Annotated in this window: 11 protein-coding genes and 1 pseudogene; 6 read left to right on the forward strand and 6 right to left on the reverse strand. The window is 67.1% G+C overall.

The window, feature by feature from the left end; genetic code table 11:
- Positions 1–25 precede the first annotated feature (25 nt).
- Positions 26–979: a diacylglycerol/lipid kinase family protein gene (locus tag BN3385_RS27300; protein WP_059021736.1), complete on the forward strand. Its 954-nt coding sequence runs from the start codon at positions 26–28 to the stop codon at positions 977–979.
- Positions 980–1,235: 256 nt separating this feature from the next.
- Positions 1,236–1,490, forward strand: a complete 255-nt coding sequence (locus tag BN3385_RS27305) for a WhiB family transcriptional regulator (RefSeq protein WP_059021738.1) — start codon at positions 1,236–1,238, stop codon at positions 1,488–1,490.
- Positions 1,491–1,578: 88 nt separating this feature from the next.
- Here the strand turns inward: BN3385_RS27305 and BN3385_RS27310 are convergent, their stop codons facing one another.
- Entirely contained in the window at positions 1,579–3,075 is a 1,497-nt protein-coding gene (locus BN3385_RS27310; RefSeq protein WP_059021740.1) for a sensor histidine kinase, read from the reverse strand.
- A 5-nt stretch (positions 3,076–3,080) separates the two neighbouring features.
- Positions 3,081–3,296 (reverse strand): biotin/lipoyl-binding carrier protein, encoded by a 216-nt coding sequence (locus BN3385_RS27315; protein ID WP_059022466.1) that lies wholly within the window; start codon positions 3,294–3,296, stop codon positions 3,081–3,083.
- 125 nt (positions 3,297–3,421) lie between these two features.
- On the opposite strand from BN3385_RS27315, the gene BN3385_RS29505 reads away from it, so the two are divergent.
- Positions 3,422–3,496 carry a 50S ribosomal protein bL37 gene (locus BN3385_RS29505; RefSeq protein WP_085976515.1) on the forward strand — a complete coding sequence of 25 codons (75 nt, stop codon included), beginning with the start codon at positions 3,422–3,424 and terminating at the stop codon, positions 3,494–3,496.
- A gap of 37 nt (positions 3,497–3,533) precedes the next feature.
- Here BN3385_RS29505 and rsrA read toward each other — a convergent pair whose 3' ends face one another.
- Complete coding sequence (rsrA, locus tag BN3385_RS27320) at positions 3,534–3,830, reverse strand: mycothiol system anti-sigma-R factor (RefSeq protein ID WP_059021742.1); 297 nt, start codon at positions 3,828–3,830, stop codon at positions 3,534–3,536.
- Entirely contained in the window at positions 3,827–4,471 is a 645-nt protein-coding gene (locus BN3385_RS27325; RefSeq protein WP_197415339.1) for a sigma-70 family RNA polymerase sigma factor, read from the reverse strand. The genes rsrA and BN3385_RS27325 overlap by 4 nt, the downstream gene beginning before the upstream one ends.
- A 245-nt stretch (positions 4,472–4,716) precedes the next feature.
- On the opposite strand from BN3385_RS27325, the gene BN3385_RS27330 reads away from it, so the two are divergent.
- Together BN3385_RS27330 and BN3385_RS27335 are read left to right on the forward strand one after the other, a co-directional pair.
- Positions 4,717–5,208, forward strand: coding sequence for an aminoacyl-tRNA deacylase (locus BN3385_RS27330; protein ID WP_082690678.1), 492 nt, complete (start codon positions 4,717–4,719; stop codon positions 5,206–5,208).
- A gap of 5 nt (positions 5,209–5,213) precedes the next feature.
- On the forward strand, positions 5,214–6,059 hold the full coding sequence (locus tag BN3385_RS27335) for an SDR family oxidoreductase (RefSeq protein ID WP_082690679.1): 846 nt from the start codon (positions 5,214–5,216) through the stop codon (positions 6,057–6,059).
- Here BN3385_RS27335 and BN3385_RS27340 read toward each other — a convergent pair.
- Positions 6,056–7,594, reverse strand: coding sequence for an aldehyde dehydrogenase family protein (locus BN3385_RS27340; protein WP_059021748.1), 1,539 nt, complete (start codon positions 7,592–7,594; stop codon positions 6,056–6,058). The genes BN3385_RS27335 and BN3385_RS27340 overlap by 4 nt on opposite strands.
- A 55-nt stretch (positions 7,595–7,649) precedes the next feature.
- On the reverse strand, positions 7,650–8,411 hold the full coding sequence (locus tag BN3385_RS27345) for an SOS response-associated peptidase (protein WP_059021750.1): 762 nt from the start codon (positions 8,409–8,411) through the stop codon (positions 7,650–7,652).
- Positions 8,412–9,319: 908 nt separating this feature from the next.
- Between BN3385_RS27345 and BN3385_RS28455 the strand changes: the two are divergent.
- Positions 9,320–9,616 (forward strand): annotated as a pseudogene (locus tag BN3385_RS28455) (hypothetical protein); the annotation flags it as partial.

Raw genomic sequence — 9,616 nt, forward strand, 5'->3', positions numbered from 1 at the left:
CCGACTGCCGATAGGCTGGTGCCTCGTGCGCGCCGTGCTGATCGTGAACCCGAACGCCACCTCGACGACCGCCGCCGGCCGCGATCTGCTGGCCCACGCGCTGGAGAGCCGGGTGGACCTGAGGGTGGTCCACACCGACCACCGTGGGCACGCCATCGAGATCGCCGAGTCGGCCCGCGATGACGGCACCGACCTGATCATCGTGCACGGCGGCGACGGCACGGTGAACGAGATCGTCAACGGCCTGCTCGGCAAGCCGGGGCCCCTTCTGGTGCAGAAACTGCCGGCGGTAGCCGTGGTGCCCGGCGGCTCGGCCAACGTGTTCGCCCGCGCCCTGGGCATCAGCGCCGACCCCATCGAGGCCACCAACCAGCTCATCGACCTGATCAGCGCGCACCGCAACGGCGAGCCCTGGCGGCGGATCGGGTTGATGGACTGCGGGGAACGCTGGGCGGTGTTCACCGCCGGGATGGGAGTCGACGGTGACGTGGTCGCCGCGGTGGAGGCCCAGCGCGCCAAGGGGCGCAAGGTCACCGCGGGCCGCTACATCCGGGTCGCGGTCCGCGAAGTGCTGTCCAGCGTGCGCAAAGAAGCCCGCCTGACCCTGGAACTGCCCGGGCGAGAACCCGTGAGCGGGGTGCACTTCGCGTTCATCTCGAACTCCAGCCCGTGGACGTACGCCAACACCCGCCCGGTCTGGACCAACCCGGACACCACGTTCGAGACCGGCCTGGGCGTCTTCGCCACGACCAGCATGAACGTCTGGAGAAATCTGATGCTGGTGCGACGGATGTTGTCCAAGAGGCCCACGATCAAGGCGAAGCATCTGGTCCGCGACGACGACGTCGCGTGGGTGAAGGTGACGGCCGACGAACCGGTTGCCTGTCAGATCGACGGGGATTTTCTCGGCCTACGCTCAGAAATGACTTTCCGTGCCGTTGCGGAGGCCCTCAGCGTGGTGGCTCCACCGGCTAAGTAAGCCTGCTACCAGCGCAGATGCGAAGGCTGGAGCTGATTTAGAGCGCAAGTGGGTTGAGTGTAGTACAACCGGGTGAGGGCTACGGGAACCCACCCCTGTAGTGAGATTGCACACGTGTTAACTGAGTTCTCTTGACTTCCGCCGCGGCTGTGAAACGATCGGATGCAACAACGCAGAAACATTTGTGTGCACGCGTTAACAGCCGAAGGTAAACAGAGTGCGCTTTGTTGCGCACACAGTTAAGGAGTAGCGACTAATGGATTGGCGCCACAAGGCGGTCTGCCGTGACGAGGATCCGGAACTGTTCTTCCCGGTCGGGAACAGCGGTCCGGCACTCGCGCAGATCGCTGACGCGAAGCTCGTCTGTAACCGTTGTCCGGTCACCACTGAGTGCCTGACCTGGGCTTTGGATTCCGGCCAGGACGCCGGCGTCTGGGGTGGTATGAGCGAGGACGAGCGCCGTGCGCTCAAGCGCCGCAACGCTCGCACCCGGGCCCGCAGCGGAGTCTGACGCACCCTTCGCAATAGCGAAATGACGCGACCCCGGCAAATGCCGGGGTCGCGTCATTTTATTTGAGTGTATTGCGCGTCACACTTTGCTATTGCGGCACACGCGCAGCTGATCGGCGGCCTAACGGCACACGCAGCACCACATCGGTTCCGCCGTCGGGAACATCGTGCATTCCCAACGATCCGTCGAGCTCCGCGGAGACCAGCGTCCGCACGATCTGCAACCCCAGCCGGTCGGACTTCTCCAGCGAAAATCCCTCCGGCAGGCCGCGGCCGTCGTCGTGCACCACGACGTCGAGCCAACGCGCCGACCGCTCCGCCCGAATCGTCACGCTGCCCTTCTTGGCCGACGGGTCGAAGGCATGCTCGATGGCGTTCTGCACCAACTCGGTGATCACCATGACCAGCGCGGTGGCCCGGTCGGCGTCCAGGACGCCCAGCGCCCCGTCCCGGTTGATCCGGATGGGCGCGTCGACCCGGGCCACGTCGTTCATGATCGGCAGGATCCGGTCGATCACCTCGTCGAGGTTGACCTCCTCGTCCACCGACATCGACAGCGCCTCGTGCACCTGGGCGATGGAGGCCACCCGGCGCACCGACTCCATCAGAGCCTCGCGGCCCTCCTCGTTGTTGGTCCGCCGCGCCTGCAGCCGCAGCAGGGCCGCCACCGTCTGCAGGTTGTTCTTCACCCGGTGGTGGATCTCGCGGATCGTGGCGTCCTTGGACAGCAGAGCGCGGTCGCGGCGCTTGACCTCGGTGACGTCCCGGATGAGCATCGCTGCGCCCGCAGCGGCGCCGTGAACCACCAAAGGCAGCGTCCGCAGCAGCACGGCCGCACCGCCGGCGTCGACCTCCATCCGCATGCTCGAGCCGCCGGAGAGCGAGTCGCGCACGTGCTCGGCCAGTTCCTGCGCCTCGAATGGATCGGAGATCAGCGGGCGGGTGATGGCCACCAGGTTGTGGCCCTCCAGCTCGGCGGCCAGACCCATCCGGTGATAGGCCGACAGGGCATTGGGGCTGGCGTAGGCCACCACGCCGTCGACGTCGAGGCGGATGAACCCGTCACCGACCCGCGGGCTCGACCGCGACATCGCCAGATCACCGACATTGGGAAACGTGCCCTCGGACAGCATGTGCAGCAGGTTGCCCGCGCAATCCAGATAAGCCTTCTCCAGCGGCGAGGACGTCCGCCGTTCGGCCAGCGCGGTCTGGTGGGTCAGCACCGCCACCACCTGGTTGTTGCAGCGCACCGGTACCGCCTCGACGTTGAGCCCGGCCTCGCGCAGCGACGGGTCTCCCCCGCCACGGCCGATCTCCCCGGAGGTGAATGCCTCGATGACGAACGGCAGGTCGGCGTCGGCCACCACGGTGCCCACCGCGTCCTTGAGCAGCACGGTCGGGGCGGTGTTGGGCCGGCACTGCGCCACACACACCAGGGCGCCGTCGTCGCGGCGCACCCACATCAGATAGTCGGCGAACGAGAGGTCCGCCAGCAGTTGCCACTCGCCGACCACCGCGTGCAGGTGATCCACGGCGCTGCCCGGCAGCACCGTGTGCTCGGCGAGCAGGTCACCGAGGGTCGACACGAGGGCTAGTCGATCACGGCAATGAGGTCGCCGGCCTGGATGACATCGCCCACCGACACGTTGACCTCGGTCACGGTGCCTGCCACCTCGGCGAGCACCGGGATCTCCATCTTCATCGACTCCAGGAGCACCAGGGTGTCGCCCGCGCCGATCTGGTCACCCTTGCTGACCACGACCTCGAGCACGCTGGCCACGATTTCGGCGCGAACATCCTCGGCCATCTCCACCCTCACTCTGCAAACCGCTCCATTGAAATGCTGTCCTATCGAACCACACGACCGGGTGGTCAGCGGTGCGATGGCGCCGTGAGACACTAGAGGTAACGATCAACCACTGGAGGTACACCATGGCCAAGCGTGGCCGTAAGAAGCGGGACCGCAAGCACAGCAAAGCCAATCACGGCAAGCGGCCCAACAGCTGACGAAAGTGCCCGGCAATCTGCCGGGCACTTTTCTGTTTCAGGACTCTTCGCGGGTGATGATCGTGGTCCGCCGAATCTCCAGACGAACCCGCTCGAACAGATGCCGCGGGGCCTTCTCACCACTGCACTTGCTGGCGATCAGCTGCTTGATCCGCTCCTCCACCCCGTAGTGCCGCAAGCAGGTCGGGCACTCCTCGAGATGGTGGCGCAGGCGTTCGCGGGTCTCGGCGGTGCACTCACCGTCAAGCAGGGTCCATACCTCGGCGATCACCGCGGCGCATTCGGGATGGTCGGGGTCGATCGGCCCGATCGGCGGGCGCCATTCTTCGCTCATGACGTCACCTCCTCGGCGGCATCGCCGCGGACGAACCCGCGGTCCTTGGCCACATCGGCGAGCAGGGTGCGCAACTGGCGCCTCCCGCGGTGCAGACGGGACATCACCGTCCCGATCGGGGTGTCCATGATCTCGGCGATCTCCTTGTACGGAAAGCCTTCGACGTCGGCGTAGTACACCGCCATCCGGAATTCCTCCGGCAACGCCTGCAGCGCTTCCTTGATCTCGGAGTCCGGCAATGACTCCAAAGCTTCCACCTCGGCCGATCGCAGACCCGTCGAGGTGTGCTCGGCGTTGGCCGCCAGCTGCCAGTCGGTGATCTCGTCGGTCGGATACTCAGCCGGCTGCCGCTGCTTCTTGCGGTAGCTGTTGATGTAGGTGTTGGTCATGATCCGGTAGAGCCATGCCTTGAGGTTGGTGCCCTCGCGGAACGACCGGAACGCGCCGAAGGCCTTGACCATGGTTTCCTGCACCAGGTCCTCGGCGTCGGCGGGGTTGCGGGTCATCCGCAGGGCGCCGCCGTAGAGCTGGTCCATCAACGGGATCGCGTCGCGCTCGAAGCGCGTCAGCAACTCCCCGTCGGATTCGTGCACGGCGGTATCGGCGGGGCCGGAACCGTCGGTGCCGTCGATGTCAGTCATCGTGAATGACGTGGTCCCTTCTGCCGCGGCGCCCTCTCGGAGCTCCGGCAGCGGTATCGGACGGATGAGATACGACAGCGTGAGCTCGTCGCGAACCAGGGTCATGGCAGCCGACACCGGCCTCTCACCTTCCAATCCTAGAACCGTGGCCAACAAATTTTCTCTCGCGGCCTGCTTCACCGCGTCCAGCCACACCCCATAACGGGATTGGCGGCCCCGGTAATTCCCCGCCTACGCTGACCGGCGTGGCAGGTGCGGCAACCCCGGCGATCGCGGCGTTGATCAAGGCCGGCGTCGATCACGAGGTGCTGCGCTATCACCACGACCCGCGCTCGGAGTCGTTCGGCGACGAGGCGGTGGCGGCACTGGCCGGCACCGGCCTGGAGCCCGAGCAGATCTTCAAGACGCTGGTCATCGCCGGTCCGACCGGGCTCGCGGTGGCCGTGTTACCGGTGCCCTGGAAGCTGTCACTGAAGGCCGCGGCCGCCGCGTTGGGGCTGCCCAAGGCCACGATGGCCGAGCGTGCGGCGGCCGAGCGATCCACCGGATACGTCCTGGGCGGCATCTCCCCACTGGGGCAGCGCAAACGGCTGCCGACCGTGGTCGACAGCTCCGCACTGACCTTCGACCGGGTGGCGTGCAGTGCCGGGAAACGGGGTTGGGACGTAGCGCTGGCACCGGAAAATCTGGTTCGCGTCACCCAGGCTGTGACAGCCGATATCCGCGCCCTAGGGTGAGGTCCATGACCTTCGCCGGCAAGACCATGTTCATCTCCGGAGCCAGCCGCGGCATCGGCCTGGCGATCGCCAAACGCGTCGCGGCCGACGGCGCCAACATCGCGCTGGTGGCCAAGACCACCGAGCCGCACCCGAAGCTGCCGGGCACCATCTACACCGCGGCCAAGGAGATCGAAGAGGTCGGCGGGCAGGCCCTGCCGATCGTCGGCGATGTGCGCGACGGTGACTCGGTGGACGCGGCGGTGGCCCAGGCCGTCGAGCAGTTCGGCGGCATCGACATCTGCGTCAACAACGCCTCGGCGATCAATCTGGGCTCCATCGAGGAGGTTCCGCTCAAGCGGTTCGACCTGATGAACGGCATCCAGATCCGCGGCACGTACGCGGTGTCGCAGGCCTGTATCCCGCACATGAAGGGCCGGGAGAACCCGCACATCCTGACGCTCTCGCCGCCGATCCGGCTGGAGCCGCAGTGGCTCAAGCCGACCGCCTACATGATCGCGAAGTTCGGAATGACGTTGTGCGCGTTGGGCATTGCCGAGGAGATGCGCGCCGCGGGGATCGCGTCGAACACGCTGTGGCCGCGCACCATGGTGGCCACCGCAGCGGTGCAGAACCTGCTCGGCGGCGACGAGGCGATGGCCCGCTCACGCAAGCCCGAGGTGTACGCCGACGCCGCCTACGCCGTGCTGAGCAAGCCGGCCCGCGAGTTCACCGGCAACACCCTGCTCTGCGAGGACGTGCTCCTCGACGCCGGTGTCACCGATCTGTCGGTCTACGACTGCATTCCGGGTTCGGAGTTGGGGGTCGACCTGTGGGTCGACACCCCCAACCCCCCGGGATACTCCGGTTAGCCCTTCTTGCCTAAACCGAAGCGGCGCTTGCCGTTTCCGGCGAAGGCACGCATCGCCAGCAGAGCGAAGCGGTTCTGCTTCTTCGGCGACGAGTACCACATCATCTCGGACTTCTGAGTGGGCAGCCGCGGCTCGGTGATCGCCTGCTGGCGGCAGAACTTGATGAGGCCGGCGGCGCCGCCACCGCGGTAGCCGATGCCGGATTCCTTCCAGCCGCCCATCGGCAGGCCGGGGCAGAACACGTTGGCCAGCGCGTCGTTGATGTTGACCGCACCGACCTCCAGGCGGCGCGCCACCTTTTCGCCGCGCTCGTTGCTGCCGGTCCAGACGCTGGCCGACAGACCGTAGACCGAGTCGTTGGCCAGCCGGATGGCCTCCTCCTCGTCGGCCACCTTGATCACCGGCAGCGTCGGACCGAAGGTCTCCTCGGCGATGCAGGTCATCTTCGGGTCGACGTCGGCCAGCACCGTCGGCTGGAAGAAGGTGCCCACACCGGTGGGCTTGCCACCGGTGAGCACCTTCGCCCCGGCGGCGACGGCCTCGTTGACATGGCGCTCGACGATGTCGCGCTGGGCCGGGGTGGCCATCGCGCCGGTGTCGTACTGGAAACCGGACTGTTCCTGCCCCTGCTGGATGGAGCGCACCTTCTCGGTGAGCTTGGTGACGAACTCGTTGTAGACCGGGGCCTCGACGAACACCCGCTCCACCGAGATGCAGACCTGACCGGAGTTGAACATCCCGCCCCAGGCGATGCCGTTGGCCGCCCGGTCGATGTCGGCGTCGGCCAGCACGATGGCCGGGTCCTTGCCGCCGAGTTCCAGGCTGAACGGGATGAGGCGCTCGGCGCAGGCCACCGCGACCTTGCGGCCGGTCGCGGTGGAGCCGGTGAAGTGCACGTAATCGGAGTTGGCGATCACCGACGCGCCGGTATCGCCGTAGCCGGTGGCCAGGGTGAGGACCGGCGGCGCGCCGACCTCGTTCCAGCCGCGGGCCAGCTCAACGGCCGACAGCGGCGTCACCTCAGAGGGCTTGAGCAGAACGGCGGCACCGGCGGCGAGCGCGGGCACCAGATCGAGCGCCAGCATGGCGATCGGGAAGTTCCACGGCTCGATCATGCCGACCACCGGGTAGGGCCGGAACACCGTGGTGAGCTTCTTGACCTTGAACAGCGGGCTGTGCGCCTTGGGGTGCCGGTCGGCCAGGAACTCCTCGGCGTTGCCCGCCCAGTACTTGATGGCATCGGCCATGGCGACGGCCTCCAGGCTGGCGTCGGTGCGGGACTTGCCGCTCTCCGACATCAGCACCTCGGTGAGGTGGTCGGCGTTGTCGAGGATCCAGTCCTGCCACTTGCTCAGCCAGACCTTGCGACCGCGGGGGCCGATCTCTTCCCACTCCGGCTGGAATAGCCGCAGCTCGCGGGCCTTGGCGGCCACGGTGTCGGGGGCATCGATCGGGACGCTGCCGACGACGCGGCCGTCGGCCGGGTTGTGGACGGTGATGGTGGCCTGATCGGACTTGGGTTCGACCGCGGTCATGGCCGCTCCTCTCGCTGGGCGGATTTCGCCTGTGAGCGTAGCTGGCCTGGGCTGACTAGAACAGGCCAACCGGTTGGTTGTCTGGCTCGGCCGGCGCGATGAGCTCCGGGCCGTTGTTGCGGACGCTGTTCACCAGGGTCGAGACCTCCCGCACGGCGATCCCGCCGATATCGGGCGGGGTGGCCAGCAGATCGGCCGCGGCGGGTTCGTCGGGATCCAGCCAGCGGTCCCAGTCGCGCTCCTCGACCACCAGTGGCATCCGGTCGTGGATCTCGGCGAGCTGGCCGACGGCGTCGGTGGTGATGATCGTGCAGGTGAGCAGTGGGCTGGCGTCCTTCTCCGGCCGCCACACCGACCACAGTCCCGCCATGAACAGCGGCTCGCCGTCGGCGCGGTACATGAAGTACGGCGTCTTGCGGGCCTTCTTGCCGGCCGGGGTGTCCGGGTTGGGCTTCCATTCGTAGTAGCCGTCCATCGGCACCAGGCAGCGCTTGCTCTTCGCCGAGGCGCGAAACGCCGGTGAGGTGGTCACCTTCTCGGCGCGGGCATTGATCAGCATGGGGCCCTTGGTCTCCGGGGTGCCCTCCGCGGTGGGCTTCACCCACGGCGGCACCAGGCCCCAGCGCATCAGCCGGACCCGGCGGCTGGGGGTGTCGTCGGGCTCGTCATGGCGGCTGACGACGGTGGCCACGGTGGCCGTCGGCGCGACGTTGTAGTTGGCGCCCCGGCTCTTCCCCGTCGCGGTGGCTTCGTCGATGGCCTGGATCTTCTCGGCCAGCAGGGCTGGGTCGGTGGTGACCGCGAATCGTCCGCACATATCTCCATGGTTACCCACTGGTGCGACACGTCGGCGTTGATGCCCACGTCACGACGGTAGAAACAGCGAGCCCATCCGCTTCCGGAGGACGCTGTGCGTTTCCGGCAATGAACGATGTGTTCGCCAAATATGCACACTGCGCCGCAAACCGGTCTCACATGATCCTCAGATTGAATTCAAATGCTGCGCTAGCTCTCGGTGAACCGGACGTATCGTCTTTTTCTTCGCAACTAGTCATCCCCGTTAAGCGCGCAATTCTTACATCTTGTCTTTCACTCAGCATGATCTTTCGGATCCGTAGCAGACCACGCCGGTGATGCGTTAAATGGACCTTCGGATCTTTTGTTGTCAGCGTCAATTCTTTGCTGGAGGCAGTTGTGGTGAAGCGCACCGCGGTCAACATGTCACGCCGGACAGTGGCCGAGGTGCAGCCCATCGAGTACCCCCGGAGCACAGTGAACCTGACGGCACCGAAGAACCCGGCCCGATACGTGGGTCGGGTTGGTGCGTTGGCGGTCGCGCTGGGCGTCGGGTCGGCCGTGGCAGCGATGCCGATCGCCTTCGCCGATCCGAACGGCTCACCGGGAGCGACGGGCACGGGTTCGTCCGACAGCTCTGCGGCGTCCTCTGGTTCTACCGCCGGATCTGCACGCGACTCGCGTCCCCGACCGCGGGTGAAGCCGACAGCCCCGACGTCGACGGGTGCCGGCTCAGCAACGTCGGGCAGGGACACCACGGCGCCGACACACCCGGCGGCCGAGAACCCACGCAACAGTCGATCGGAGCGCCCGACCAGAGCCGAGGATCCCTCAGACCCCGAGACCGAACCAGTCAGCGGCGTCGCCGGATCGGGTCGCGAGAACACGCGCCAGCCGGAGCCGAGTTCGTTGCCACCCGCCCCTGAGCCGGTGTCTACCGACTCGGTGAGCCAACTTGACGAGGTACTGACAAGGGCAGCAGGCCCCGCCGATGCGGCGCCGGTGATCCGCGCGGCCCGTCCCACGGCAGCGGTGGCGGGTTTGGGCCCGTCCTTGCCGTCCTGGCTGGCGGCCGACGGGAACTCCGGCGGCCCGGCTGCAGCGCCATTCGTGTGGACCGCGGCGGCGTTTGCCCGCCGCGAATTCGAGGGCAAGGCCCAGTCCCCGGCAGCGGCCACGACCAGTGGTGAGCCCGCTGGCGACCCGTTGGTGGGACCGGCGGGGGGG

This window comes from Mycobacterium sp. M26, from assembly GCF_001494595.1.
GTDB lineage: Bacteria > Actinomycetota > Actinomycetes > Mycobacteriales > Mycobacteriaceae > Mycobacterium.